Origin of the sequence: Isoptericola croceus, from assembly GCF_029382255.1 — a bacterium.
GTDB lineage: Bacteria > Actinomycetota > Actinomycetes > Actinomycetales > Cellulomonadaceae > Isoptericola > Isoptericola croceus.
In genome coordinates this window covers 154691-180102 of the sequence record NZ_JARLLG010000001.1, presented here as the reverse complement: position 1 = coordinate 180102, position 25412 = coordinate 154691, and the positions used below count along the sequence as shown (strand labels likewise).

Genomic DNA, 25412 nt, shown 5'->3' with positions numbered 1-25412 from the left:
TTCGTAGCCTACGCAAGCGTAGGTTGTCGCCACCCTGTCTTGGCTCTCGGTGTGGCGGCCAAGGCTTGCGACCCGCTTTTGGAGGTTTCCTCCAACCGGGTGATCAGGACGCCCCGGTCGACGGCCCCCGCGGCGACTATCCCCCGACCGCGAGCCGCCCGTCGTCCCAGCCCACGACCATCGGGTCGCTGATGCTCCCCACGAACGAGCCGTCCGGACCGTCGTGGTGGAACGCCAGGAACCGCCAGCCGCCGTCGCGGGCCCGGACCAGGCGCCCGCTGTACAGGCTCGCGTCCGTCAGCGGGTACGCCGCGGCGATGTCGAACGGTCCGAGCAGCGACTCCGCCGGAGCGGCCCACACCCCGCCGGACGCATCCCGTCGGTCGGTCGGCCGGTCGGCCGCGAGGCAGGAGAACAGCAGCACAGGGCGCCCGTCGACGACCTCGACCTGATTGACCTCGAGCTGGCCGAAGCCCTGCCCGACCTCGGTCAGCGGTGGACGCAGCTCCCACGAGCGCAGGTCGGGCGACCAGGCGTGCCCGACGACGCCGCGCTCGAACGCCTCGCCCGTGCGCCCACGGGCGGTCAGCAGCATGTGCCAGCCGTCGCCGTCCGGGTCGGGCAGCACCCACGGGTCGCGGAACGCCTCGTCGTGCCACTGACCCTCGGCGAGGGTCTCGTACCAGGACCCGTCAGCGGCCAGCACCGGGTTCTCCGGCGCCTTGTGCCAGGTCGTCAGGTCAGACGACGTCGCGTAGCCGATCCGCTGCACGTTGCCCGCCGGCGTGAGGGTGGACCCGGTGTAGAAGAGGAACCAGGTGCCGTCCTGGTGCCGGACCACCGAGCCCGTCCACGTGGCGAGGTCGTCGAAGGAGCCCTGCTCGCCCCGCACCAGGGCGTCGGGCACACGGGTCCACTCCACGAGGTCGTCGGAGACCGCGTGCCCGATCGAGGCCCGGTAGTGCCGGGCGTCCGGGTCGTGCAGGGCGCGCGAGGCGTAGAGGAAGAACAGGTGGTGGCGCTCGCCGTCGTCAGCGAACCAGAAGTCCCACACCCAGGAGTCGGGAAGCGTGAACATACGGACCTTTCGTGTCAGCCCTTGACCCCGCTGGCGGCGACGCTGGAGACGAACGCGCGCTGGAAGGACAGGAAGACGATGAGGATGGGAAGGGTGATCAGGGACGTGTAGGCCATGACCTCGCCCCAGGCGGTGTTGAGCTGGAAGAAGTACTGCATGCCGACCATGACCGGGCGCAGGCTCTCCTGCTGGACGACCATGAGCGGCCAGAGGTACTGGTTCCACGCGGGCAGGAAGGTGAGGATCGCGACGGTGGCGAACGCGGGGCCGGCCAGCGGCGCGACGATCCGGCGGTAGATGGTGAACCAGTTGGCACCGTCGATGCGTGCGGCCTCGTCCAAGGACTTCGGGATCGTCGAGAAGTACTGGGTGAACAGGAAGATCGCGAAGGCGTTCGCGATGAACGGCACGATCTGCACGTGGTACGAGTTCAGCCACCCGAAGTCGTACTTGACCATGCCACCCTCCATGACGAGGGTCGGCAGCTTGGACACCCAGTAGACCATCGGCACCGCGACCGTCTCGAACGGCACGATGAGCGTCGCGATGACGAGGCTCAGCACCAGCGACCGTCCCCTCCATCGCATGCGGGACAGGGCGAAGCCGGCCATCGAGTTCACGATCAGCCCGAACCCGACCGTGAGCACCGTGATGAGCACCGAGTTGAACAGGAAGCGGCCGAACGGGACCCGGTCGAACACGCCGAAGTAGTTGTCGAGGCTGATATCACCCACGGGCAGGAACGCCTGGGGCGACCCGATGTCGGCGAGGATCTGCGAGTCCGGCTTGAGGCTCGACACCACCATGAAGACGAGCGGGAAGAGGAAGATCACGGCCAGCGCGCTCATCGCGGTGTACGACCAGACCTTGCGCCGACGGAGCACGACGCGCTCGGTGAGGGAGTCGGTGGTCATGGGTCAGTCCTTGTCTCGGGTCAGGCGCCGCTGGATCAACGCGATGGTCAGCACGAGGACGAAGAAGATGAGTGAGATCGTGGCGCCGTAGCCCGTCTCCAGCTCCCGGTACCCCTTGCGCACCGCGTGGTACACGAGCGTCGACGTGGAGTTCACGGGCCCGCCCTGGGTCATCACGTCGATCTGCACGAACAGGCCGAGCGCGGCGATGGTGATCGTCACCAGGACGAACACCATGGTCGAGCGCAGGCCCGGCCAGGTGACGTTGGCGAACTGCTGGCGTGCGCTCGCCCCGTCCATGCGCGCCGCCTCGTACAGCTCTTCCGGGATCGTCTGCAGCCCGGAGAGCCAGATGAGCATGTGGAAGCCCACGGCCTGCCAGATCGAGAGCACGATGATCGCGCCGAGCGCGGTGCTCGGGTCGTTGAGCCACGCCATGCCCTGCCACGCCCCGAAGGTGATCGTGTCGATCATGGAGTTGATCAGGCCGTCGCTCTGGTACATGAACCGCCACAGGATCGACACCACGACGATCGACGTGACGACCGGGATGAAGAAGATGACCCGGAACGCGGTGACACCGCGGATCTTCTGGTTGACCAGGACGGCGAGGAACAGCCCGAGCCCGGCCTGCACCGGCACGATGACGGCGGCGAACACGAAGGTGTTGATCATCGAGCGCACGAACACCGGGTCGGCGGTGAACGCCCGCACGAAGTTGTCCAGGCCCACGAACCGCGGCGGGTTGGGCGAGATGAGCCGCGCGTTCGTGAACGACAGCCCGAACGCGAGCAGGACGGGGATCACGAGGAACAGCAGCAGGAGGATCAGGGCCGGTGCGACCATGCTGAACCCCGCGCGGCCTTCACGACGCCGGGCGGCGCGGGTGCTGTGCCGCTTGGCGGCGGTGCGCGGTGCTCCCTCCGAGGAGCGGTCCGCGTGCGGTGGTACGGGAGTGCTGGTGGGAGTAGTCATGGGTCGACTCCGTCCGGGCGCGGGGCGGTACCCGAGAGGGCGTCCGCCCCGCGCCGGTCAGGAGGGACGGCTCAGAAGCCGTACCCGTCGTTGGATTCGATGTTGGTGTCGATCTCGGCGACGGCACCGTCGAGCGTCGAGCCGACGTCGGCGCCGTTCATGATGTCCTTGGCCGCCTTCTCGAACGTCGAGGAGATCACCGGGTAGGCCGGCGTCTCGGGGCGCAGCACCGCGAAGCGCTGCGACAGCTCGACGAAGGGGCGCAGGTCGCCGTCGGACGAGAAGTGCTCGGAGGCCTCGGCAGCGCCCTCGGTCGCCGGGATGACGACCTGGTTGTCGGCGAACTCGGTGATGTACTCGTCGGCGAAGCTGAACTCCAGGTAGGCGCGTGCACCATCTGGCGAGCTGCACGTCGACGAGATGCCCCACTGCCACGAACCGCCACCGATCGCCGGGCCGGTACCGAAGTCCGGCGGAGGCAGGATCAGCAGGTCGTCGCCGACCGCGTCGAGCGAGTCCATCGCGTTCCACACGCCCGTGTAGCTCAGGGCGACCTCGTCGCTGTTGAACTCCTCGTTGCCGATGGTTCCGGAGTCGCTCGCCCAGCCCTGCTCGAAGGCACCGGCGAACCACGTGAAGAAGTCCACCGCCTCAGGGCCGTTCAGCGCGCCCTCGGCCGTGAGCATCGTGTCGCGGTCGATGAGGTCGCCACCCGCGCTCTGCAGCATCGGCGAGTAGGCGTAGGACCACCACTCGCCGGCGTCCTCGGCGCCGATGTCCAGCGGCGTGTCGTAGCCCGCGTCCTGGAGGGTGGAGAGCGCCTCGTCGAACTCGTCGAGGCTCCACGGCTCGTCCACGGTGGGGATGCGGATGCCGTTGTCGTCGAGCACCGACTGGCGCGCGAAGATCGCGAGCGCAGCGTCCCAGTAGCCGGCCGAGTAGACCTCGTCCTGGTAGATGCCGACGGCGGTCGGCAGCAGGGAGTCGGTGATCGCCGGGTCGAGGCCGAGGGGTTGGACGTAGCCCGCCCAGGCCCAGTTCGGCACGATCGGGCCGTCCATGTCGAGCAGGCACGGCAGGTCGTTCGCCGCGGCCGCGGCCACGATCGCGTCGTTGTACGCACCCTGCGGGAACGCCTCGGTGACGACCTGGTAGTCGTCCTGGGACGCGTTGAAGTCGGCGATGATCTGCTCGTAGACCTCGAGCTCTCCGGGGTTGCCTGCCGAGTGGGTCCACATGGTGATCTCGGCGGGGCCGTCGCCGTTGTCGACGTCTCCCTGGCCTGCCTGGCCGCACCCTGTGAGGGTGAGGGCCGAGACGGATACGATCGTCACGAGGGATCTGCGGTTCATCTGAAGTTCCTTCCTGGTGTCGCGGCGTCGGTGCCGCGGCACTCGCTCTGTGCTGTCCTGTCGATCGACGGGACGGTCACGGGTTGGTTCGAGGTCCGTCGCCGGCCGGAGTTGGCGCTGCTGCCGGCGGCGGACCGACCGAGTCCCGGTGCACGACCGGGCACGGTACGAGGTGAGGTTGGTCGTCCTCGGGGGGCGTGCGCACCCCGAGCGCGACCTCGGTGGCCCAGCGCCCCATCTGTGCATGGGGCAGGGCGATGGTCGTCAGGGGCGGGTCGAGCTCCCCGGCGACGAGCTGCTGGTCGTCGTACCCGACGACCGAGAGATCCCCGGGGACGTCGAGCCCCCGGCGGTGCGCCGCGACGTAGATCCCCGCGGCCATCCGGTCGTTGAAGCAGAAGACGGCTGTCGGACGGCGGTCCGCGGGCAGGTCGAGGAGCTCGCCTGCGGCGGCACGACCGCCGGCCGCGGACGACTCGTACCGCACGTGCAGCGCCGGGTCGGGCGTGATGCCGACCTCGGCGAGGGCCTCGAGGTAGCCCTCGTGCCGCTCCTCGGAGGCGATCGGGGGCTGGTCCTCGTCGATGTCGGCGTAGGCGATCCGCCGGTGCCCGGCCTCGATGAGCAGGCGCACCGCGTCGCGGCCTCCGGCGCGGTCGTCGGGCACCACGGAGGGGTACCCGCCGGTCGCCGGCCGGCAGTCGAGGAAGACGGTCCCTGCCGGCAGGCCGGCCGGGACGTCGACGACGCGGTGCCACATGGCGGCGTAGATCATGCCGTCGACCTGCTGGCCGGCGAGAGCCCGCACGGCATCGGCCTCCACGCCCGGGTCGCCGCCGGTGTCCACGAGGATCAGCAGGTGGCCGTGCTCGCGCGCGGCGTCCTGAGCACCGGCGAGCATCCGGCCGGCGAACGGTGTGGTCGCGATCTGGTCGGAGACGAGACCGAGGGTCCGGGTGCGCTGGGTGCGCAGCCCGCGCGCGACGAAGTTGGGCGTGTACCCGACCGTGGCCGCCGCCTCGCGGACGCGCTCCTGCGTGGCGGGTGAGATGCGCTCGGTGCGGCCGTTGAGCACGAGCGAGACGGTGCTCGTGGAGACGCGAGCCACCTGGGCCACGTCAGAGATGCGCGCTCGCGGCACGGTCGGCCTCCTCACCATGTTCAATCGATTGAGCGTTCAATCGATTGAGCAATTGTGACGCACGACACGCACGGTGTCAACCGTCATGGTCGCCCGAGCCGGCCCGCGCGCGCTGGGGCACTTCGGCGCGTCCGACAGAATCGTCTCACCATGTGGTCACGCCTTCTTGTCGCATCTGGCGCGCAGTCTCACCCATGCCCGCTGGTGAACGTATGACGAAAAGGGCATGAGACGACATCTCAGGCCTTCCTGTTGCAGCACTGCTCAAGGCCTGCCTACCGTGCAACGCCGCCCCGGACCTCGGGGCAATGGCGCGCTGACAACGTTGTCAGCACCGGACAAACCACCGATCTCGGAGGCAACATGTCCACCAGGACCCCACACACCGGGTGTCGCCCGGCCCGTACAGCGCCGGCGCTGATCGCCGTCGGCGCCCTCGTGCTCACGATGAGCGCGGTCGCGACCACGTCGGCCACGGCATCGCACGACGACGTGATCCAACCGGGCTTCCCGGAGCCCACCGTCCACACCCAGGAGGCGTTCGACCCGGAGGACGACTTCACCGCCCGCTGGACCCGGGCCGACGCCCTGCAGATCCGGGCGATGTCCGACCCGGACGCCCCGGCCGGCGAGAACTCGATGCCGGAGCCGTACACGATGCCGGAGATCCCCGAGACCTTCCCCATCATGACGGACGAGGGCGAGGAGCAGATCTGGGTCTGGGACACCTGGACCCTCACGGACGAGAACTCCGACCAGATCGCGTTCAAGGGCTGGGAGGTCATCTTCGCCCTGACCGCCGACGCCCAGGCCGGCTACGACTTCGACGACCGGCACACCAACGCTCGCATGGGCTACTTCTATCGCAAGGCCGGGGTGCCGGCCGACGAGCGTCCCGAGGACGGTGGCTGGATCTACGGCGGCAACGTCTTCCCCGACGGAGCCGCCGGCACGATCTACGAGGACGACTCGTTCTCGACCGTCACCGAGTGGTCCGGCTCCACCCGCTTCTTCGAGGGCGGGAAGCTCAAGATCTTCTACACGGCCGTCGCGTTCTACCGTGACGACCAGGACCAGGAGATCCAGCCGGCCGATCCGCGCATCGTGATGACGGAAGCCAAGCTGAAGGCCAACAGCAAGGGTGTCTGGCTCACCGGGGCGGAGGAGCAGCACGAGCTGCTCAAGCCCGACGGCGAGTACTACCAGACCCGTGAGCAGAACCCGTTCGTCAACTACCGGGACCCGTTCACGTTCGAGGACCCGGCTCACCCCGGCAAGACGTTCATGGTCTTCGAGGGCAACACCGCGGGCGACCGCGGGGCCGTCGAGTGCACCGAGGAGGACCTGGGGTACCGCGAGGGCGAACCGCTCGCGGAGGACCCGGACACCGTCACCGCCACCGGTGCGAACGTCCAGATGGGCAACGTGGGCCTCGCCGTCGCGGAGAACAAGGACCTCACCGAGTGGAGCTACCTGCCGCCGATCCTGTCGGCCAACTGCGTGAACGACCAGACCGAGCGTCCGCAGATCTACATCCAGGACGGCAAGTACTACCTGTTCACGATCTCGCACCGGCACACGTTCGCCCGAGGACCTGAGCAGGACGCCGAGGAACCGCGCTACTGGACCCTCGACGGTCCGGACGGCGTGTACGGGTTCGTAGGTGACGGCATCCGGTCCGACTACCAGCCGCTCAACCACGGGAGCGGGCTCGCGCTCGGCAACCCGACCAACCTCAACTACCCTGTCGGCACCCCGTCGAGCCCGGACCCGTCCCAGACGGCGCACGCGTTCCAAGCCTACTCGCACTACGTGATGCCCGACGGCCTCGTCGAGTCCTTCATCGACGCCATCGGCAACCCGGACGTGCGGCGCGGCGGAACCCTCGCTCCGACCGTCAAGCTCGACATCGACGGTGACACCGCCGTCGTCGACCGGACCTACGGTGACGGCGGGCTCGGCGGCTACGGGGACATCCCGGCCAACAAGCACTTCGGCAAGCCGCCGTTCCCCGGCAAGCCATAGCTCGATCGACGAAGAAGGCGCCGCCGGGCGGGGGGGGGCCCCCCCCCCCCGGGGGGGGCCCCCCCCGCCCGGCCGCCGTCCGGCACGATGAAGGAGGAAGCTCCGGTGTCCACCCGACGCGCGTTCCTCGCGGTCACGCTCGGTGCCGCAGCGGCCGTGGTCGCGGCATGCAGCCGCGAGCCCGACGGACCGACGCCCGGCCCACCCTCGCCCGCCCCACCATCCGAACGGCCCGACCCGGAGCGGCCGCTCGAACCGTGGCGGCCCCTGGTGCACTACAGCCCGCCCGAGGGCCGCCTGGCCGACCCCAACGGGCTCGTCTGGTACGAGGGCGAGTGGCACCTCTTCCACCAGCAGATGGGCACGTGGGCCCATGCCGTGAGCACCGACCTGATGCACTGGGAGACCCTCCCCACGGCCCTGGAGCACGATGCCCTCGGTCAGGCGCTCACGGGCGCCGTGGTGGTCGACGGCGCGAACTCGTCGGGCCTCTTCGCGGAATCCGCCAGCGGCCTCGTCGCGGTGTACACCTCCACCGAGGGCGGCGAGGCGCAGAGCCTCGCGTCCAGCGCCGACCGCGGCCGCACCTGGCAGCGCTTTGCCGACAACCCCGTCCTGCCGAACGACGGCCGGGCAGCCTTCCGCGACCCCGCCGTGTTCTGGCACGAGCCCACCGGGTCCTGGGTGATGAGCGTCTCGGTCGGCGACGCGATCGAGCTCTTCCGCTCCCCCGACCTCGTCGAGTGGGAGTTCGCGAGCAGGTTCGGCGACGGGCAGGGCACGCACGCCGGAGTCTGGGAGTGCCCCGACCTGTTCCCGCTCGCCGTCGACGGCGACCCGGACCGCACCCTGTGGGTGCTCCACGTGTCCGTCGGCGCCAACCCGGAGACCGCCGGGTCCACCGCGCAGTACTTCCTCGGGCACTTCGACGGCACGACCTTCGTCCGGGACCTCGCTGCCGAGGGTCACACCGAACCTGCCGACTGGCTGCTCACGGACGTGAGCCAGGACTTCTACGCCGCCCGCACGTGGGAGCACGCTCCCGATGGCCGGCGGGTGTGGCTGGCCTGGATGGGTAACTGGGACTACCCGTACGCCGCACCGACCTCACCGTGGACCAACGCCATGAGCCTGCCTCGCGAGCTCGGCCTGCGCAGCGACCCGGACGGCACGATCCGGCTGACCCAGGAACCCGTCGCCGAGCTCGCGGCACTGCGCGGCGCACCATGGTCGGCGGAGCTCCCCCTCGACGGGTCGGTGGACGGTGAGCTCGTGCTCACCCCGCCCGACGGTGACACAGCGGGGGCGTACGAGATCCTTGCCGAGCTCGAGCCCGCCGACGGCGCGACGATCGGTCTGCGCGTGCACCGTGGCGCGGACGGCTCGGGCACGCTGGTCGCCGTCGGCGGGGACCGGCTGGTCCTCGACCGCACGACCGGCGGACCGCAGACCCTCGCCGACCCTGACACCGGCGGCGACCTCCCGTTCGCGCGGCGTCGGGAGGTGACCTCGGGTCGGGTCATGGACGACGACGGGGCCGTCCGGCTGCGGGTCGTGGTGGACTCCGGCTCGGTCGAGGCGTTCGTCGGCGACGGCGCGGTCTCCGGCACGTTGCTCGACTTCGCCTCACCCGAAGCCACCGGCCTCGCGGTGGTGACCGACGGCGGGGCTGCCCGCGTCCGCTCCCTCGTCATGCACCCGCTGGCACCGACCCGGTGACCGACGCCGCGACGGCCGCTACCGACCCGCGCCGTGGGCGGCGATCTTGGCGGTGCTGGTCGCCGGTGACAGGTCGAGGCGACGCAGCACCTGGGCGTTCAGCGCGACGACGACGGTGGAGGCGGACATCAGCATCGCGCCGATGCTCATCGGAAGCACGAAGCCGATCGGGGCGAGGACCCCCGCGGCCAGCGGGACAGCCATGATGTTGTAGCCGGCGGCCCACCACAGGTTCTGCTTCATCTTCCGATAGCTGGCGCGGGAGAGATCGATCACCGAGAGCACCGAGCGAGGGTCGGAGGAAGCCAGGACGACGCCGGCGGAACCGATCGCCACGTCGGTGCCGGCGCCGATCGCGATGCCGACGTCGGCCTGGGCGAGCGCAGGGGCGTCGTTGACGCCGTCACCGACCATCGCGACCTTGCGGCCTTCGTCCTGGAGCTCGGCGACCTTGGCGGCCTTGTCCTCGGGGCGGACGCCTGCGAAGACGCGGTCGATGCCGAGGTCCCTCGCGACCGTGTCGGCGACCGCCTGTGCGTCGCCGGTGATCATCACGACCTGCACACCGACGGCATGCAGGGCGTCGACCGCCGCACGAGACTCGGGACGGACCTCGTCGGCCAGGCGGAGTGCACCGACAACCTCACCGTCCGCGAGGACGTGGAGGATGATGGCGCCCTCCCCGCGCCAGGCCTCGGCGACGGGCAGCTCGTCCCGGCCGCGCCGGCCGAGCAGGTGAGGACCACCGACCTCGATGACAGCGCCGTCCACGGTGGCCTTGACCCCGACCGCCGGCGACGAGGAGAAGTCGGTCGCAGCGGGCACCCGGATCGCTCGGGCACCCGCAGCCCCGACGATGGCTCGGGCCAGCGGGTGCTCGCTGTCGGTCTCGGCGGCGGCTGCCAGCGCGAGCACCGAGTCCTCGCTGCGGTCCCCGCCAGGTACGACGCCGGTGACGGTGGGCTCGCCCTGGGTGAGGGTGCCTGTCTTGTCGAACAGGACCGCGTCGACGGTGCGCATGGACTCCAGCGCGAGGCGGTCCTTGACGAGCACTCCCCCTCGGGCCGCACGTTCGGTGGCGATGGACACCACGAGCGGGATCGCCAGGCCCAGCGCGTGCGGACAGGCGATGACGAGCACGGTGATCGTCCGGACCACCGCGTCGTCGGGCAGGCCGAGGAGCGACCAGACCACGGCGGTGACGGCCGCTGCACCGAGAGCGAACCAGAACAACCAGGCCGCGGCGGTATCGGCGACCCGCTGTGCACGGGAGGACGACGCCTGGGCATCGACGACGAGCTTCTGGATTCCTGCCAGGGCGGTGTCCTCACCGGTCGCGGTCACCTCGACGCGCAGCCCGGAGTCGGTGGCGACCGTGCCGGCGACGACCTGCTCGCCGCTCTCGCGCCGCACGGGCCGGGACTCGCCGGTGACCATCGACTCGTCCATGCTGGCACCGCCGTCGACGATCTTCCCGTCCGCGGGCACCGAGGAGCCCGGCCGGACGACGACCACGTCGCCGACGACCAGGTCGGCCGGTGCGACCTTCACGACCTGGTCTCCGTCGACCTTCTCGGCCTCGTCGGGCAGCAGCGCGGCCAGGGAGTCCAGCGCTGAGGTGGTCTGGGCCAGGGAGCGCATCTCGATCCAGTGCCCCAGCAGCATGATGACCACCAGCAGCGCCAGCTCCCACCAGAAGTTCAGCTCGTGATCGAGCAGACGCAGGCTGGCGCCCCACGAAGCGACGAACGCGACCGTGATCGCCAGGGAGATCAGCAGCATCATCCCGGGCTGGCGCGACCGGATCTCCTCCAGCCCGCCGGTCAGGAACGGCCGTCCGCCCCAGAGATAGACGAGGGTTCCCAGCACCGGTGAGACCCACCAGACCCACTCGCCCTGCGGCAGGTGGTAGCCGACCAGGTGGGCGAACATCTCGTTGAACGCCACCACAGGGACGGCGAGGACGAGCATGACCCAGAACAGCCGGCGGAACTGCCCCACGTGGTCCCCATGACCGCCGTGGCGGTCATGGCCGTGGTGGTCATGGCCGTGGTGGTCATGGTCCTGGTGCTCAGCATGGCCACCGTGGTCGTCTCGGTGGTCGTCTCGGTGGTCGTCGCGGCCCGCATAGGTCGTGGGCTGGTGGTGGCCGTGCTCGGTCATGTCGGCTCCCGGCCGGTCTCGGACGGCGGCGTGGCGGTCGGGGTCGGGGCCGAGCACTCGGCCGCGTCCCCGGCAGAGGCCTGGGCCTGGGCGTCCGCACCGGGTGCGTGGCCGCAGCAGCTGCGACCGGCCGAGGCCTCGGTCAGGTTCAGGTTCAGGTTCAGGTTCTCACGGGCAGTCATGGAAGGTCCTCTCCGTGGTGTCGATGGTGGTGGTCAGGCGTTCACCGGTTCGCGGACCGGCCTCGGGTCGGCAGGAGCGCCCTGGCCGTCGTCGTCCGCGCGGGCCTGGAACGTCCGTAGGCGCAGGCTGTTGGAGACGACGAACACGCTGGACAAGGCCATCGCTGCGCCGGCGAGCATCGGGTTGAGCAGCCCGAACGCGGCCAGCGGGATCGCGGCGGTGTTGTAGGCGAAGGCCCAGAACAGGTTCGTCCTGATCGTCCTGAGCGTCCGGCGAGCCAGCCGGATCGCGTCGGCCGCAGCGCGCAGGTCGCCGCGCACCAGGGTGATGTCGGCGGCCTCGATCGCCACGTCGGTGCCGGTGCCCATGGCGAGCCCGAGGTCGGCCTGCGCGAGGGCGGGGGCGTCGTTGACGCCGTCACCAACCATGGCCACGACCTTGCCCTCACCCTGGAGGCGGGCGACGACATCGACCTTGTCCTTCGGCAGCACCTCGGCAACCACCTGCTCGATGCCGACCTCGGCGGCGACCTGCTCGGCCACCGTCTGGTTGTCGCCGGTCAGGAGCACCGGGGTCAGGCCGAGCTCGGTGAACTGGGCGACGGCCTGAGCGCTGGTGGGCTTGACCTGGTCCGAGACCACCAGCACCCCGCGGGCCGCGCCGTCCCAGCCGACGGCGATCGCCGTCCTGCCCTCGGCCTCGGCGGCCTGCTTCGCCGCCCGCAAGGAGTCGTCGAGGCGCTGTGACCACTCCCCCAGCAGGGTCTCCCGGCCCACGAGCACGGCGCGCCCGTCGACAACCCCTTGAACACCCTTGCCCTCGATGTTCTCGAAGGACTCCGGGACCGGCAGGTCCCCGACCTCGCTGGCGGCACCGGTGGCGACAGCCTGGGCGATCGGGTGCTCCGAGGCTCCCTCCAAGCCCCCGGCCAGGCGCAGCAGCTCGGCCCGGTCCACCCCGTCAGCCGCCACCACATCGGTGAGGGTCATCCGGCCAGTGGTGACGGTGCCGGTCTTGTCCAGCACGATCGTGTCGATCGAGCGGGTCGACTCCAGCACCTCGGGCCCCTTGATGAGCACACCCATCTGCGCGCCCCGGCCGGTGCCCACCAGCAGCGCGGTCGGCGTGGCCAGGCCCAGGGCGCAGGGGCAGGCGATGATCAGGACCGCGACGGCGGCGGTGAAGCCGGCCGACAGCGGGAACCCGGCGCCGATCCACGCGCCCAGGGTGCCGACGGCGATCGCGATGGCGATCGGCACGAACACGCCCGAGACCCGGTCGGCGAGCCGCTGGATCTCGGCCTTGCCGGACTGGGCGTCCTCGACCATCCTCGCCATCTGCGCGAGCTGGGTGTCTGATCCCACCCGGGTCGCCCGCACCACGAGCCGCCCACCGGCGTTGACGGTCGCCCCGGCGATGTCGTCGCCCGCGGAGACCTCGACCGGGATTGGTTCGCCGGTGAGCATGGACGCGTCGATCGCGCTGCTGCCGGAGGTGATGGTTCCGTCGGTGGCGATCTTCTCCCCGGGCCGGACCACGAACTCGTCCCCGACGGTCAGCTCGTCGACGGGGACGCGGTGCTCACGGCCCTCCCGAAGGACGGAGACCTCTTTGGCGCCCAGCTCCAGGAGGGCACGCAGCGCTGCGCCGGCCCGGCGCTTGGAGCGCTTCTCGAAGTAGCGGCCGAGCAGGATGAAGGTGATGACTCCCGCACCGACCTCGAGGTAGATGTGCCCCAGGCCGTCGCTGCGCGAGACGGTCAGCTCGAAGGGGTGCACGACGCCGGGCTCGCCGGCGGTGCCGAGGAACAGCGCGACGATCGACCAGACCAGCGCCGAGCTCGTGCCCACCGAGATCAGGGTGTCCATCGTGGCCGCGCCGTGCCGCAGGTTCGTCCATGCCGCCCTGTGGAACGGCCACCCGGCCCACACCACCACGGGTGCGGCGAGCACGAGCGAGGCGAAGCCCCAGTAGTCGAACTGCAGTGCGGGGACCATCGCCATCGCGACGACCGGGACCGACAGGACGGCGGCGCCGATCAGCCGCTGTCGCAGCAGGCGCAGCTCGGCGTCCTCGGCCGACTCATGCTCGCCACCGGCGCCGTCGCCGTCGCCCCCGGCAGGGACCGGCAGCGTCGCGGTGTAGCCGGCCTTCTCCACCTCGGCGATCAGGGCCTGCGGGTCCAGGCCCTCCGGTCCGGTGACGCTCGCCCTCTCGGTGGCGTAGTTCACGCTCGCCGTGACGCCATCGAGCCGGTTGAGCCTCTTCTCGATCCGGTTCGCGCACGAGGCGCACGTCATGCCCCCGACCTGCAGCTCGATACCGGCGTCACCGGTGCTGGGCTTCTCAGTGGTCATGGCTCTCGCCTTCCTGCTCGTCCTCGGTCGGCGAGTCCTCGTCGGAGGGTCGGCTGTCGCTGGCTCCCGTGGCGGCCTTCGCCTCGACCACGAACGGTGCCGTGCGGACCTCGCCGTCGACCTGGAAGTCCAGGTACAGCAGGTACCGGCCCTCGGTGGGGGCGACGACCTCGAAGGCGATCTGCGGCCCTGAGGTCTCGCCCGCCTCGGGCTCGTCCCCGTGCGGGTGGACGTGCAGGTAGGCAAGGTCGCCGTCGCGCAGCGCCACCAGGTGCCCAAAGGCTCCCAGGTAGGGCTCCAGCTCGGTGACCGGCTGACCATCACGAGCAACGGTCACCGTCAGCCCCGAAGCCTCACCCGCGACGAGGTCGCCTTCCAGCACGAGGTCGAAGCCGTCCACGGTGGCTGTCACGGCAGGCTCGGACGGGACGGGATCGTAAGCACCGGCGACCTGTACCGAGGTCGACAGCGTGGTGCCCTCGCCGGTCTCGGTGGGGACGAAGTCGGCGAGCACGCGGTAGCTGCCGGCAGCCTCCCACCGCCACGGGATCGACCAGGTGCCGTCCGCACTCATCCGGGGGTGGACGTGGCGGAAGTGCTGCCCGTCCGCGCGCACCACGATCAGGTGCAGCTCCTTCTCGTGCTCCAGGTCGAAGTCCGTGACCGGGGCGCTGTCGGCGGCGGCCACCGTCAGGGAGAGCTCGCCGTCGGCGTCGGCCGTGGTGGGGGCGCTCACCGCGGTGAGCCGGTATCCGTGGTCGGCGAGGCCGAGGCCGAGCAAGTCGGCGTCGTCGGTGTGCCCGGTGTGCCCTGCGTGCTCATCGGTGTGCTCATCGGTGCTCTCTGCCCAGCCCCGCACCGTCTCGTCGGGGACTATCGCGTTCGCCGTGAGTCCGGTCACGGCGAACACGGCCACGAGGCCGAGCCCGTACAGGCCGAGCCGTGCTGGCGCTCTCATGTCAGCTCCTGACAGCAATGGGTGGGATCGCGCTCTCGCGGCGTCCTCTTCGTCAGAACCTTTCTACCCCATACCCCTATGGGGTATCAACCTCTGAGCGTCCCCCCCGTTGTTGCGGGCAGGCGAAGCCCGTGGTGGCCACGGACGACCTGTCCGTCGACAACATGCACTACATGGGCGGCTGCCTGCTCGCGGACAACCTGTCCGAGGCGACCGCGTCGGCGATCTCCTGGGGTCGGTCGATGCGCGGCCCTGGTCGAGACGCGTTGCGGGACGGGACGTCGACGACTCGGACCTGGAGTTGTTGGCCGGGTCTGTCGTCCCGTTCAGGCGGGGGCTGGCTCTGGCGACGTCGCGCCGAAGGGGCCATAGGTCTCGTCGCCGATTCGTTCGGCTTCGTCGATGTAGTGCGCTAACGCCTCTCGGGAGCGGGTCAGCTTGTCCACCTCGTCGTCCAAGCGTCGTAGCCGGGTCCGCATAGCCGTCAACAGCTCTGGGCAGCCGACGAGCTCGGGGGCTTCTCCGGTGGCACACGGCAGCAGATAGGCGATGTCCTCGGTCGACAGTCCGGCGTGGAGGAGGTGCCGGATCTGCGTCACCTTGACGACGTCTGCCGGGCCATACACCCGGTATCCGGCCGTGGTGCGGTCCGGCTCCAACAGTCCTTGTGCTTCGTAGTACCGCAACTGGTGGGCGTTGACCTCGGTCCGACGGCTCAGTTCTCCGATGTGCATCGTTCCTCCTTGACCTTCATACCGGTATCAACGTTCACCATGCTGCTATGGCTTCCTCAACGGATTCTGACGTGACGATCATCGGCCTCGGGCTCATGGGCAGGGCGCTGGCGGACTCGCTGCTCACAGCGGGACACCAGATCACCGTGTGGAACCGCACGGCCGCCAAGGCAGAGGACCTGCTGGCTCAAGGGGCACTGCTTGCCGACTCCGTCAACAGTGCGGTCAGCGCGAGCCCGGTGACCATCACGTGTGTCACTGATGACCAGTCACTCCGGCAGGCGTTAGCCCCTGTCCACGATGAGCTCGATGGTCGGCTCCTGGTCAACCTGACGTCAGGCGACTCGGCGCAGGCCCGCGCGATGGCCCGGTGGGCCGAGCAACGAGGTGCCCACTATCTCGACGGTGCGATCATGGCAGTCCCGCCGGCCATCGGCACCCCCGAGGCGGTGATCCTGCTGAGTGGCTCGACTACCGCCTTCGAGACCCACCAGTCCATCCTTGACGGGCTCGGGACCGCCACATTTCTCGGTGAGGACCACGGCCTGGCGGCGCTGTACGACGTCGCAGGCCTGAGCATGATGTGGGGCGTCCTGAACGCATGGCTCCAGGGAGTGGCGCTGCTCGGCACTGCCGGCGTCGACGCGTCGACCTACACGCCGTTCGCTGTGCAGATGGCGGAGGGCACGGTCGGGTGGCTGGCTGGTTATGCCGATCAAGTCGACAGTGGCGCCTACCCGGCCGACGACGCGACACTCGCCACTCACGCGGGCGCGATGGCCCACCTCATCCAGGAGAGTGAGAGGCTGGGTGTCAACGCGGAACTCCCGAAGCTGTTCAAGGCGCTGGCAGATCGAGCGATCACCGCCGGCCAGGCAGAGGAGAGCTACCCCGCTCTGGTCGAGCAGTTCACCCAGGCGTCGCGGGCCTCATGACGGGCGAGACGGCGACACCGTCACCGATCTGTTGGCGGCGTACATCTCGATGTGGAACGAGCGGGACCCGCAGACCAGACGGGCGATCGGCGCCGAGGTGTTCGCCCACGACGCGTACTACGTCGACCCCAACACCTCGGCCCAGGGCCGGTCAGCGATCGACACCTATGTCGCAGCCTGGCAGGAACAGTTCCTCGACTTCGTCTTCGTCCTGGGTGAGGTGAGCAGCCACCACGACGTCGCGCACTTCGGCTGGGGCTTCGGCCCACCCGGCGGCCCGCCAGCAGCCACGGGCGGGGACGTCGTGGTCGTGGAGCAGGGCCGGATCAGCACGATCTACGGCTTCTTCGGCTTCCTCGCGAAGTGGTACGCCTAGCGCCGCGTGGCCAGGAACTCCGCGATCCGGCCGATCGCCTCCTCGAGGACCTCGACGTCCGGCAGGGTGACGAGCCGGAAGTGGTCGGGTGCCGTCCAGTTGAACCCGGTGCCGTGCGTGACGAGGATCTTCTTGGCGCGCAGCAGCTCGATGACGAACTTCTCGTCGTCGTCGATCGGGTAGACCTCCGGGTCGAGCCGCGGGAAGCAGTAGAGCGCACCACGCGGACGCACCGAGGACACACCCGGGATCTCGTTCAGCAACCGGTCGGCGAGCATCGTCTGCTCGTAGAACCGCCCGCCGGGCACGATGAGCTCGTCGATCGACTGGTAGCCGCCGAGCGCCGTCTGGATCGCGTGCTGCGCCGGCACGTTGGAGCACATGCGCATGTTCGCGAGGAGCGTGAGGCCCTCCAGGAACTCGGACGCGGTCTCCTTCGGCCCCGAGATCATGACCCAGCCGGCCCGGTACCCGCACACCCGGTAGGCCTTCGACAGCCCGCTGAACGTCAGGCACAGCACGTCGTCCCCCGCCGCCGTGGCGGCATGGTGGTGCACGGCGTCGTCGTAGAGGATCTTCTCGTAGATCTCGTCCGCGAGGACGACCAGGTCGTGGCGCCGCGCGATGTCGACGAGCGCCGCGACCATCTCCTTGCTGTAGACCGCACCCGTGGGGTTGTTCGGGTTGATGATCACCAGCGCGTGGGTGTTCTCGGTGATCTTCGACTCGATGTCCGCGAGGTCGGGCATCCAGCCGTTCTCCTCGTCGCACCGGTAGTGCACGGGCGTCCCGCCCGTGAGGGTGACGGCGCCCGTCCACAACGGGTAGTCCGGGGCGGGGACGAGGATCTCGTTGCCGTCGTCGACGAACGCCTGCAGCACCATCGAGATGAGCTCGGAGACGCCGTTGCCGATGAACACGTCGTCGACCATCGTGTCCCGCAGGCCGCGGGACTGGTAGTACTGCGCGACGGCGGTCCGCGCCTCGTAGATGCCCCGGGAGTCGCTGTACCCCTGCGCCTCGGGCAGATGGTGGACGACGTCGGCGAGGATCGCCTCGGGTGCCTCGAAACCGAACGGGGCGGTGTTGCCGATGTTCAGCTTGAGGATGCGATGGCCCTCGGCCTCGAGGCGCTGAGCCTCGGTCAGGATGGGGCCACGGACGTCGTATCGGACGCCGCGGAGCTTCTTGCTCTGTCGGATGGTGCGCACCGGTCCATCCTCGCCGGTCGCGGGCCCTCACGCGAACAGCCAATCGGCGAGCGGTGGCCTTGTCCCCCGCGTCGTCATGTCAGCCGGGCCGACAACGCCTCGACCGACGGCGGGACGGGCGTCCCGGCCGAGAGGTCGCTGGGCAGCGGCGCACCCGCCGTCACCGCCAACGGCAGTACGCCGGCCCAGACCCCGTGGTCCTCGCCGTCGTCGGGCGCCTCGCCCGCGCCACCGGTCCTGACCTTGACGCTGACCTGGTCGAGCGGGACCTGGAGCACCTGGGTGGCGGCGACCTCCCTGGTGGTCATCTCGCGCACCTCCGCCCGGCGGCCCGGCATGAGGTGGTCGCCCACGCACCAGAGGGCCTCCACGCGCAGCTCGCGCGGCACCACGGTGGCCCGGCCGAAGATCATCGCGGACCGGTAGTTGGCGGAGCTGTCGTTCAGCGACCGCGCGTAGACCAGCGCGTCGAGGTGGGTGACCGCCACGGAGACGGGGACGCCCTCGGACCCGGCGTCGAGGAACAGCCCGCCGCCGGTGGACCCGTGCAGCAGGAGGCGGCGACCGAGCCCGTCTCCCAGGTCACCGACCCCGTACAGGTACGGCAGCACGACCGGCAGCCCGTCGCGGACCATCGCGACGTGGGCGAGGAACCCGCCGGCCAGGATGCCGTCGAGCACGGCGGGGTCGGTGGTCTGGCGGTCCGGCTTGCGGCCCACGGTCATGCGGGGACGGGCACTGGGTGCTGTCGTCTTGGTGGTCACGAGCCAGAATCTACGGACCTTGCTGGCCTATTCTGTAGTCCAGAACCGACACGAACGGATGGACCACTTGCACACCTCGGCCGAGCGCCCGACGAAGGTCTCCCACGTCGCCGACCTGGTGCGTGGCATGGTCCACGACGGCCGACTCTCCGCGGGCGACCGCCTGCCCTCCACCCGCGCGCTCGCGGGCGAGCTCGGCCTGTCGCGCGGCACGGTCACCGCGGCCTACGAACAGCTCGACGGCGAGGGCTACGTGGAGCTGCGTCACGGCGTCGCGCCCCGGGTCGCTGCGACCCTCACGAAGGCGGCCGCCAGGCCACCGACGAGCCCACGCCGGCCACCCGCGTCACCCGGCCCGACGACGCGACCCCACGCCGTCGTCGACCTCCGGCCGGGCGTCCCGTCCGTCGCCGCCGTCGCGGAGCGGGACTGGCGCGCTGCGTGGCGGCACGCGGCCGCCGCACCCCTTCAGGCCCGGTACCCCGACCCGGCGGGAGAGCCCGCCCTGCGCGCCCAGATCTCGAACCAGCTCGCCCTGAGCCGCGGCTTCTCACCCACCGCCCGGCGCGTGGTCGTCACCAGCGGCACCGCGGAGGCGATCTCCCTGGTCACGGAGGCGATCGCCCGGCGACCCGGTGCCGGCAACCCTGCCCGGGTGGCCGTGGAGAATCCCGGCTACCGCGCGGGCCGCCGCGCCGTCACCTCTGCGGGCGGCGTGCCGGTGCCGGTCCCCGTGACCACCCGCGGCATGGACGTCGACGCGCTGCGAGCCGTCCACTCCCGCGAGCGCCTCGACGCCGTCCTGGTCACGCCGAGCCACCAGTACCCGCTGGGCGGCGCGATGCCGGTGTCGGCGCGGCACGACCTCCTGGCCTGGGCCGCCACCGAGGGGGTGCACGTCGTCGAGGACGACTACGACTCCGAGTTCCGCCATCGGGGTGCGCCGCTGCCGGCCCTCGCCGCGCTGGACTCGCACGGCGTGGTCGTCCACCTGGGGTCCTTCTCCAAGGTCCTCGACCCGCGCCTGCGCTGCGGCTACCTGGTGCTCCCCGCGGGCGCTCCCGGGTCCGACGAGGCGCCCGACGCCGGCACACCGGCCGCCGTGGCGATCTGTGCCGCACGCGCGGCCCGTGGGGCGTCCGTGGCCACCGTGGTCCAGGAGGCGCTGGCCCACCTGATGTCGACGGGTGCCTTCCGGCGGCACGTGGCCCGGTGCCGCCGCGACTACCGAGCCAAGCGCCGGTCGGTGGCCGAGGCGTTCGAGGACGTGCCCGGCGTGCGGGTTCGGGCACTGGACGGTGGCCTGCACGCGGTCCTGGAGCTCGATCAGGTTCCGGCCGTCGACCTGGTCGCCCGCCTGGCCTCGCGTGGCATCGAGGTCGCCGACCTGCAGGACTACGTCGTGGCCGGGTCCGGCCTGGAGCTGAACGGCATCGTGCTCGGCTACGCCCCGCCGTCGGGCACGGTGCTGCGCGACGCGCTGCGCACGATCCGCACCGAACTTGGACCAGGGCCGCCGCCTTGATCCATGTTTGCGGCGGTAGGGGTCAGTCCAGCTCCTGGAGCGGCGACGTCCGGTCACCACCGGCATCGCCCGTGTTGACGGTCCCTCGCGGCTCGATCAGCAGCGCCTGGACCTCGCCGTCCGTTCGCGGGCAGTGCTCGACGCCCTTCGGGACCACGAACACGTCGTGCGGGCCGAGAACGACGTCGCGGTCGCGGAGCTGGATGGTGAGCCGGCCGCTGAGGACGAGGAACAGCTCGTCGGTGTCGGGATGGGTGTGCCACACGAACTCCCCGTCGAGCTTGACCACCTTGACGTCGTAGTCGTTGACGCTCGCCAGGCGGTGGGGCTGCCAGGGTTCGGGGACGGCGGACAGGGCGGTGAGGATGTTGCGCACGTCGTCAGTCACACCGGCAGCCTAGGCATCGCGGCGGCGGGCGACGATCGCCGCGTGGGAACGGTGGCCGTCGTCGGTGCGCTGCTCGACCTCCTGGATCTCGAACCCCGCCCGCTCGAGCAACGCCCTCATCGTCGCGACCGGCCAGAGCCAGGCGGTCGTGTCTCGGAAGCCACGTCATGGAAACTCACGCATCAGCTGGCGATGCGTGACTGTCCGCTACGTCGCTCAGGCCAGCAGGCTCTTGACCTGCCGCCGGACGCCCGCCGCGTCGAGGCCGTGGGCCGCAGCATGGTCGCGCGGCGTGCCGTAGCGGCGCAGCTCGGCGTCCCGCGGTACCCCGACGTGGAGCACGCGCGACGGCCGGTCCGCCAGCGCCGTCGCCACGGCCGCCGCGCTGGTGCCCGCCAGGTAGGGCTCGACGACGCCCAGCACCGGCGTCGGGCCCGCGAGCGCACGGACGCCCGTGGCGTCGAGCGGGTGCGGCGTGCCGGTGTGGGCCACGCGGACCGGCAGGTCGCGCGTCGCCTCCAGGACGACGTCGAGCATCGGCCCGACGGCGAGGACCAGCGGTGCGCTCGGGTCACCGACGGTGAGGTCGCGCACCAGGTGGACCTGCCCGTCCACGGGCTGCGGACGCAGGTTGTGCTGCCCTGACAGCCGCACGTAGACGCGTCCCGCACCGGCAGCCTCGCGGTGCAGGATCTCGGCCACCTCGTCGGCGTGCCCGGGCACGTGCACGGTCCAGCCGGGCAGTGCGGAGATCAGCGCGACGTCGGCGGGCGCCTGGTGGGTGCGACCGCCCGAGCTCACGTCGTACGACGCCCCGGCGCTGACGAGGAGCGCCCCCACGTCCTGGTGCCCGAGGTCGAGCTTCACCTGCTCGTAGGCGCGCTCCACGAGGAACGGCGCGAACGTGTGGACGATCGGTCGGCGTCCGGCGAGCGCGAGCCCGCCCGCCACCCCGATCATGGCCTGCTCGCGGATTCCGACGTCGACCACCTGGTCGGGCCGCCGCGCGATGGTGTCCGTCATGTACCCGGACCCGATGACCGCCAGCACGAGCACGGCGTCCGGGTTCGCCGCGAGCACCGGGTCGAGCTCGGCGTAGAAGCGGGCGCGCTGGTCCTGGCCGCGGGTCGTGCTCATGCCGCCACCTCCGGCTCCCCTGTGGCGGCGACGTCCACCACGACGACGTTCGGCCGGTCCGGCGCGGTCCGCCGCAGCGCGGCCGCGAGCGCCGCGTGGTCGTGGTTGCCGACGTCGGCGGCGTGCCAGCCCTCGATCGCGAAGCGGGCGCTGATCCCCCCGGGCCAGCCAAGGTCGTCGCTGTGGTTGTCGACGACGACGCAGGTGAGGTTGTCGAGCCCGAAGCGGCCGGCGACGGCGATCGCCTCGGCGTTGCTGCCCTCGTCGAGCTCGGCGTCGCCGACCAGCACGACGACGCGTGCCCGCGACCGGTCCCGCAGGCCGAGGGCCAGGCCCACGGCGATCGGCAGCCCGTGCCCCAGCGATCCGCTGCCGATCTCGATGCCCGGCACCAGCGTGCGGTCCGGGTGGTGGCCGAGCGGCGAGGCCCAGGAGGCGACGTCGTCCAACCACTCGGCGGGGAAGAACCCCTTGGCGGCCAGGACGGCGTACGTGGACGCCGGGCCGTGGCCCTTGGAGAGCAGGAACCGGTCCCTGTCTGGATCGTCGGGGTGCTCCGCGTCGACCCGCAGCACCTGGTCGTACAGGACCCAGACGACGTCGAGGGTCGAGTGGGCGCTCGGGTCGTGCTTCTCGTCGCCGGTGACACGGGCGACGAGATCGACGACGGGTCGCGGGACGGTGCCTGTCGGTGCCATGCTCCGATCGTGTAAGTTCAAGCCCACTTGAAGTCAAGAGGGAGGGGCAGTCGTGATCGAGCGCTACCTGACCATCGGCGAGGTCGCCCGCCGCAGCGGCGTGGCGCCGTCCGGCCTGCGCTACTACGAGTCCCTCGGGCTCATCTCCTCGCAGCGCACCGGTGGCAACCAGCGGCGGTACGAACGCACCACGCTGCGCCGGGTCGGGTTCATCCGCACGGCCTCGCGGGTCGGTCTCACGCTGGAGGAGATCGGCGACGCCCTCGCCACCCTGCCCGAGGGACGCACACCGACCGCCGAGGACTGGGCGCAGCTCTCCCGGTCCTGGCGACCGCTGCTCGACGCGCGCATCGCGGCGATCGAGCGGCTGCGCGACGACCTCGAGGGATGCATCGGCTGCGGCTGCCTCTCGCTGGAACGGTGCGTGCTGCAGAACCCCGCGGACCGGGCCGCCGCGCTCGGTCCGGGCGCGCGCTACCTGGAGGGCGACAGCCCGTCGGACGCCGCGCGCGCTGCCGGCGGCTGAGCCCGTGTCACAGCCACGGGCCCCATCTCGTCCCGTGGGTATGAACACCACACCGAGCACACATGTCCTGATCATCGGCGCCGGCTTCGCCGGCGGCATGGCCGCGGTCCGGCTGGCGGGACGCTCCCGCGGCCGGGTGCGCGTCACCGTCGTCAACCCGCGCCCGACGTTCGTCAACCGGCTGCGTCTGCACCACGTCGCCATCGGGCGGCAGGTCGCCGCTCCGAGCATCCGCGAGATGCTCGGGTCGGACGTCACGTTCGTCGAGGGCTGGGTCACCGCGCTGGACCCCGACGCCGGCCGGGCCACGGTCACCGGGCCCGAGGGTGTCCGCGACCTCCGGTACGACCGGGTCGTCCTCGCCACGGGCAGCACCACCGAACCGGTGCCGGTCCCGGGCGGCGAGCACGCCCACGGCGTCGCGGACCTGGCGGCCGCCGAGCGGTTGCGCTCCGCCTTCGCGGACCTGCCCGGCGGCGCGGACGTCGCCGTCGTCGGCGGTGGCTTCACCGGGCTGGAGACCGTCGGCGAGCTGGCCGAGGCCCGGCCCGACCTCCGTGTCCGACTCGTCACGGCGGGCGAGGTCGGCGGCTGGTTCGGACAGAAGGCCGCCGCGCACGTGCGCACGAGCCTGGACCGGCTCGACGTCGAGTCGGTCGGCGGGTCGCACGTCCGGGCCGTCGAGCACGACCGGCTGCTCCTGGACGACGGCGCCGAGGTCCCCGCGGACCTGACCGTGTGGTGCGGCGGGTTCGCCTCGCCGCCGCTGGCACGCGAGGCAGGGCTCGCTGTCGACCCCGCCGGGGCCGTCCTGACCGATTCCGCGCTGCAGTCGGTGTCCCACCCGCAGGTGATGGCCGTCGGCGACGCCGCGCACACCGTCGCACCCCACGGCGGCCGGTTCAGCATGTCGTGCCAGTTCGCGTTCCCGTCGGCGGCGCACGCCGCCGACCTGCTGCGCGACGACGCGCTCGGCCGCGCCGACGACGTCCCCGCGCCTCTCGACCTCGGCTTCCAGGGTCGCTGCGTCAGCATCGGCAGCCGCGCCGCCGTCCTGCAGCTCACCACCCGCGACGATGTCGCGACCGACCGGGCCTGGACGGGCCCCGGCGTGAACGCGTTCAAGCGGTTCCAGGTGCGCGGCGTCGTGTCGGCGATCGGCGTGGCCCGCCGTGCCCCCGGCCTGATCCGCTGGCCCGGGTCCGGGCGCACGGCGGGCCCGGTCGAGGCCCGGGTGGCAGGCTGAGGAGATGTCCCGCACCGAGGAGTTCACGGAGCTGCGCCCTCTGCTGTTCGCGATCGCGTACCGGATCCTCGGCAGCGTGAGCGAGGCCGAGGACGCCGTGCAGGAGACCTGGCTGCGCTACGAGGGCGCGGCCACGGAGCCGACGTCGGTCAAGTCGTACCTGTCCGCCGTCGTCACGCGGATCTCCATCGACGTGCTCCGCTCCGCGCGCGTCCGCCGCGAGGAGTACACGGGTACCTGGTTCCCCGAGCCGCTGCTGGACGACCCGTACGAGGACCCGGAACGCTCCGCCGAGCTCGCGGACTCGGTGTCCATGGCCGCCCTGCTCCTGCTCGAGCGCCTCAGCCCCCTGGAACGGGCCGTGTTCGTGCTGCGGGAGGTCTTCGGCTTCGACTTCGCCGAGATCGCCGCCGCGGTGGACCGCTCGGAGCCGGCGTGCCGGCAGCTCGCGGTGCGGGCACGCCGGCACATGGCCGACGGCAGGCCTCGGTTCGACGCCGACCGCCGGGAGCGTGAGGAGCTCGCCGCCCGGTTCGTCGACGCCTTCCGCGAGGGGGACGTCGACGGCCTCACCGAACTCCTCGCCGCCGACGTCCAGGTCACCGGCGACGGCGGCGGCAAGGCACCCGCCTTCGCCCGTCCGGTCATGGGGAAGGAGAAGGTCGCCCGGTTGTTCGCGGCCTTCGCCGGCCAGCTCCCCAGCAGCGGCATGATCCTCGAGGCGCACGAGGTCAACCGCCAGCCGGGGATGGTCATGCGCGACGCGGACCACCGCATCGTCGGGGTCATGGCGCTCGACGTCCTGGACGGCCACATCCAGACCGTCCGCGCGGTCATCAACCCCGACAAGCTCACCCACCTGGGACCGCTCGCGGACGTGTGGGCGCTGCACGAGCAGACCATGCGAGGGCGTCGATCGCGCTCATGACCTCCTCGCTGGCGTCCAGCCCCGCGGTGCGACACGGTGGGGGGACACCAGCTCGCCATCCCTCGTCACCCCGGAGGTC

Annotated in this window: 23 protein-coding genes; 8 read left to right on the top strand and 15 right to left on the bottom strand. The window is 71.1% G+C overall.

Going from position 1 to position 25412, the window contains the following annotated elements:
• Window positions 1-136 precede the first annotated feature (136 nt).
• From PZC42_RS00850 to PZC42_RS00830, 5 genes are all read right to left on the bottom strand, one after another.
• Window positions 137-1078, bottom strand: coding sequence for a glycoside hydrolase family 68 protein (locus PZC42_RS00850; protein WP_277207443.1), 942 nt, complete (start codon window positions 1076-1078; stop codon window positions 137-139).
• 14 nt (window positions 1079-1092) lie between these two features.
• Window positions 1093-1992: a carbohydrate ABC transporter permease gene (locus tag PZC42_RS00845; RefSeq protein ID WP_277207442.1), complete on the bottom strand. Its 900-nt coding sequence runs from the start codon at window positions 1990-1992 to the stop codon at window positions 1093-1095.
• A gap of 3 nt (window positions 1993-1995) precedes the next feature.
• Window positions 1996-2967 carry a carbohydrate ABC transporter permease gene (locus PZC42_RS00840; protein WP_277207441.1) on the bottom strand — a complete coding sequence of 324 codons (972 nt, stop codon included), beginning with the start codon at window positions 2965-2967 and terminating at the stop codon, window positions 1996-1998.
• 71 nt (window positions 2968-3038) lie between these two features.
• A complete protein-coding gene (locus PZC42_RS00835; protein WP_277207440.1) occupies window positions 3039-4301 on the bottom strand; it encodes a sugar ABC transporter substrate-binding protein in 1263 nt (420 codons plus the stop codon).
• Between the two features lie 94 nt (window positions 4302-4395).
• On the bottom strand, window positions 4396-5460 hold the full coding sequence (locus tag PZC42_RS00830) for a LacI family DNA-binding transcriptional regulator (protein ID WP_277207439.1): 1065 nt from the start codon (window positions 5458-5460) through the stop codon (window positions 4396-4398).
• A gap of 363 nt (window positions 5461-5823) precedes the next feature.
• Between PZC42_RS00830 and PZC42_RS00825 the strand changes: the two genes are divergently transcribed.
• Window positions 5824-7485 (top strand): glycoside hydrolase family 68 protein, encoded by a 1662-nt coding sequence (locus PZC42_RS00825; protein ID WP_438802882.1) that lies wholly within the window; start codon window positions 5824-5826, stop codon window positions 7483-7485.
• Between the two features lie 105 nt (window positions 7486-7590).
• Entirely contained in the window at window positions 7591-9204 is a 1614-nt protein-coding gene (locus PZC42_RS00820; RefSeq protein ID WP_277207438.1) for a glycoside hydrolase family 32 protein, read from the top strand.
• An 18-nt stretch (window positions 9205-9222) separates the two neighbouring features.
• Here the strand turns inward: PZC42_RS00820 and PZC42_RS00815 are convergent, their stop codons facing one another.
• From PZC42_RS00815 to PZC42_RS00795, 5 genes are all read right to left on the bottom strand, one after another.
• The gene (locus tag PZC42_RS00815) at window positions 9223-11367 is read right to left on the bottom strand and encodes a heavy metal translocating P-type ATPase (protein WP_277207437.1); all 2145 of its coding nucleotides are present in this window, start codon (window positions 11365-11367) and stop codon (window positions 9223-9225) included.
• Window positions 11364-11549 carry a hypothetical protein gene (locus PZC42_RS00810; RefSeq protein ID WP_277207436.1) on the bottom strand — a complete coding sequence of 62 codons (186 nt, stop codon included), beginning with the start codon at window positions 11547-11549 and terminating at the stop codon, window positions 11364-11366. Before PZC42_RS00810 ends, PZC42_RS00815 begins: the two co-directional genes overlap by 4 nt.
• Before the next feature lie 33 nt (window positions 11550-11582).
• A complete protein-coding gene (locus tag PZC42_RS00805; protein ID WP_277207435.1) occupies window positions 11583-13907 on the bottom strand; it encodes a heavy metal translocating P-type ATPase in 2325 nt (774 codons plus the stop codon).
• A complete protein-coding gene (locus tag PZC42_RS00800) occupies window positions 13897-14865 on the bottom strand; it encodes a DUF8832 domain-containing protein (protein WP_277207434.1) in 969 nt (322 codons plus the stop codon). Before PZC42_RS00800 ends, PZC42_RS00805 begins: the two co-directional genes overlap by 11 nt.
• A gap of 326 nt (window positions 14866-15191) precedes the next feature.
• The gene (locus tag PZC42_RS00795) at window positions 15192-15599 is read right to left on the bottom strand and encodes a MerR family transcriptional regulator (protein WP_277207433.1); all 408 of its coding nucleotides are present in this window, start codon (window positions 15597-15599) and stop codon (window positions 15192-15194) included.
• 47 nt (window positions 15600-15646) lie between these two features.
• On the opposite strand from PZC42_RS00795, the gene PZC42_RS00790 reads away from it, so the two are divergent.
• Both PZC42_RS00790 and PZC42_RS00785 read left to right on the top strand, forming a co-directional pair.
• Complete coding sequence (locus PZC42_RS00790) at window positions 15647-16534, top strand: NAD(P)-dependent oxidoreductase (protein WP_277207432.1); 888 nt, start codon at window positions 15647-15649, stop codon at window positions 16532-16534.
• Window positions 16535-16565: 31 nt separating this feature from the next.
• Entirely contained in the window at window positions 16566-16910 is a 345-nt protein-coding gene (locus tag PZC42_RS00785; RefSeq protein ID WP_277207430.1) for a nuclear transport factor 2 family protein, read from the top strand.
• Here PZC42_RS00785 and PZC42_RS00780 read toward each other — a convergent pair.
• Together PZC42_RS00780 and PZC42_RS00775 are read right to left on the bottom strand one after the other, a co-directional pair.
• Window positions 16907-18121 (bottom strand): pyridoxal phosphate-dependent aminotransferase, encoded by a 1215-nt coding sequence (locus PZC42_RS00780; protein ID WP_277207428.1) that lies wholly within the window; start codon window positions 18119-18121, stop codon window positions 16907-16909. The genes PZC42_RS00785 and PZC42_RS00780 overlap by 4 nt on opposite strands.
• A 74-nt stretch (window positions 18122-18195) precedes the next feature.
• Window positions 18196-18885: a pyridoxamine 5'-phosphate oxidase family protein gene (locus tag PZC42_RS00775; RefSeq protein WP_277207426.1), complete on the bottom strand. Its 690-nt coding sequence runs from the start codon at window positions 18883-18885 to the stop codon at window positions 18196-18198.
• A 58-nt stretch (window positions 18886-18943) separates the two neighbouring features.
• Between PZC42_RS00775 and pdxR the strand changes: the two genes are divergently transcribed.
• Window positions 18944-20410: a MocR-like pyridoxine biosynthesis transcription factor PdxR gene (gene pdxR / locus PZC42_RS00770; protein WP_277207424.1), complete on the top strand. Its 1467-nt coding sequence runs from the start codon at window positions 18944-18946 to the stop codon at window positions 20408-20410.
• Window positions 20411-20432: 22 nt separating this feature from the next.
• On the opposite strand, the gene PZC42_RS00765 is transcribed toward pdxR, so the two are convergent.
• The 3 genes from PZC42_RS00765 to PZC42_RS00755 form a co-directional block, all read right to left on the bottom strand.
• Window positions 20433-20798: a cupin domain-containing protein gene (locus tag PZC42_RS00765; RefSeq protein ID WP_277207422.1), complete on the bottom strand. Its 366-nt coding sequence runs from the start codon at window positions 20796-20798 to the stop codon at window positions 20433-20435.
• A gap of 216 nt (window positions 20799-21014) precedes the next feature.
• Entirely contained in the window at window positions 21015-21935 is a 921-nt protein-coding gene (locus PZC42_RS00760; RefSeq protein WP_277207421.1) for a transketolase family protein, read from the bottom strand.
• The gene (locus tag PZC42_RS00755; protein ID WP_277207419.1) at window positions 21932-22633 is read right to left on the bottom strand and encodes a thiamine pyrophosphate-binding protein; all 702 of its coding nucleotides are present in this window, start codon (window positions 22631-22633) and stop codon (window positions 21932-21934) included. The genes PZC42_RS00760 and PZC42_RS00755 overlap by 4 nt, the downstream gene beginning before the upstream one ends.
• A 55-nt stretch (window positions 22634-22688) precedes the next feature.
• Here PZC42_RS00755 and soxR point away from each other — a divergent pair, with 55 nt between their 5' ends.
• Genes soxR through PZC42_RS00740 form a run of 3 tightly spaced genes read left to right on the top strand, consistent with a single transcriptional unit; the run spans window position 22689 to window position 25333 of the window.
• Window positions 22689-23159: a redox-sensitive transcriptional activator SoxR gene (gene soxR, locus PZC42_RS00750; RefSeq protein ID WP_277209250.1), complete on the top strand. Its 471-nt coding sequence runs from the start codon at window positions 22689-22691 to the stop codon at window positions 23157-23159.
• A 40-nt stretch (window positions 23160-23199) separates the two neighbouring features.
• Complete coding sequence (locus PZC42_RS00745; RefSeq protein ID WP_277207416.1) at window positions 23200-24405, top strand: NAD(P)/FAD-dependent oxidoreductase; 1206 nt, start codon at window positions 23200-23202, stop codon at window positions 24403-24405.
• A 4-nt stretch (window positions 24406-24409) separates the two neighbouring features.
• Window positions 24410-25333, top strand: coding sequence for an RNA polymerase sigma-70 factor (locus PZC42_RS00740; RefSeq protein WP_277207414.1), 924 nt, complete (start codon window positions 24410-24412; stop codon window positions 25331-25333).
• Window positions 25334-25412: the final 79 nt, after the last annotated feature.